We start from the raw sequence: 1545 nt of genomic DNA, 5'->3' as shown, positions 1-1545 counted from the left end.
GCCAGATCCACGTCCGCACGAACCGTTACTCGGTGCCGGTGCGCCTGATCGGCCGAAACGTGCGCGTAGTTCTGCACGCCTCCGAACTGGTCGTCTTTGACGGGCGCGAGGTTGTCGCCCGCCATGAGCGATTGAAGGCCAAGGGCCAAGCTCGCCTGGTGCTGGACCACTACCTGGAGGCGTTGGTGCGCAAGCCCGGCGCGTTGCCGGGCGCCACAGCATTGGATCAGGCCCGCGCAGCTGGGCGTTTCACCCCAGTGCATGACGAGTGGTGGGCTGCCGCCTGCAAAGCACACGGCGATTCCGAGGGCACTAAAGCCCTGGTCGAGGTGCTGTTGCTGGGTCGCCATATGGCCCACGAACACCTCGTCGCCGGGATCGCCGCCGCACTTCGCGCCGGCGCATTGACCGCCGATGCGGTGGCGCTGGAAGCTCGTAAGGCGGCCGAAGCCGATCAGGCGGAGTCGGTGACCTCATCGCAGCAGCCGCCGGAGCCCACCCAGCACGCCACGGTGACGTCGCTGACCGCGCGGAGGCTGGCCCAGCTTCCGCCCGACAACCGGCCGCTGCCTTCGGTTGCGGTCTATGACCAGCTACTGCGCCGCCGATCCAGCGGTCAGGGCTCCTCCAGTGAGGGAGAGACGCAATGATGTTCAACCGCAATCGCGGGCTGACCGAGCAGGCCGCGGAGACTGCCGTGGACACAGCCTGCCGGATGCTGCGGCTGCCAACCATTCGGGCGAAGTTCCCCGAACTCGCCGAGGCCGCCGCCCGCGAGCAAATGTCCTACCGCGGGTTCCTCGCTGAGCTGCTGATGGCCGAGTGCGACGATCGTGCACGGCGCCGCTCTGAACGTCGTATCAAGGCCGCTCAGTTCCCCCGCGACAAGTCGCTGCGCGAGTTCGACTTCGACGCCAACCCCAGCATCGACCCGGCGGTGATCCACACCCTGGCCTCATGTGAATGGGTGAAGAAGGGCCAGCCGCTCTGCCTGATCGGCGATTCGGGCACCGGAAAGTCACATCTGCTCATCGCGTTGGGAACCGAGGCTGCGATGGCGGGATTCCGGGTGAAATACATCCTGGCGACCAAGCTCGTCAACGAGCTGGTCGAGGCTTCCGACGACAAGCAGCTATCCAAAACAATCGCCCGCTACGGTCGGCGTCGACCTGCTCTGCATTGACGAACTAGGCTACATGGAGCTGGACCGCCGAGGCGCTGAGCTGCTGTTCCAGGTGCTGACCGAGCGCGAGGAGAAGAACAGCCTGGCCATCGCCTCAAACGAGTCCTTCGGCGGTTGGACCAAGACCTTCACTGACCCTCGGCTCTGCCCGGCCATCGTCGACCGGCTCACCTTCGGCGGAGCAATCATCGAAACCGGAACCGATTCCTACCGGCTGGCGCGAACCCGTGCGAAGGCCGAGCAGGCCAGCGTGGGGTAACGGGGACCGCGCCCGCGACGCGATGTCGACCGCGCGAGCGGCGATGACGTCGGTCAAGGGCATGCACCGCGCCACCACCTTCGGGTCCGCCAACCCGCACTCG

At 66.4% G+C, this 1545-nt stretch carries 3 protein-coding genes; all 3 read left to right on the top strand.

The features are described 5' to 3' along the window. On the top strand, positions 1-650 hold a 650-nt coding region (locus tag ACWCSU_RS52785; RefSeq protein ID WP_449945249.1), incomplete at its 5' end, for a Mu transposase domain-containing protein. After that, a complete protein-coding gene (locus ACWCSU_RS52780; protein WP_449945247.1) occupies positions 647-1183 on the top strand; it encodes an ATP-binding protein in 537 nt (178 codons plus the stop codon). The genes ACWCSU_RS52785 and ACWCSU_RS52780, both read left to right, overlap by 4 nt. Before the next feature lie 13 nt (positions 1184-1196). After that, complete coding sequence (locus tag ACWCSU_RS52775; protein WP_449945244.1) at positions 1197-1442, top strand: ATP-binding protein; 246 nt, start codon at positions 1197-1199, stop codon at positions 1440-1442. Positions 1443-1545 lie beyond the last annotated feature (103 nt).

It is taken from the genome of Nonomuraea sp. NPDC001699, from assembly GCF_053596455.1.
The sequence above is the reverse complement of the archived record's forward strand: the minus strand, read 5'-3'. Positions and strand labels throughout refer to the sequence as shown.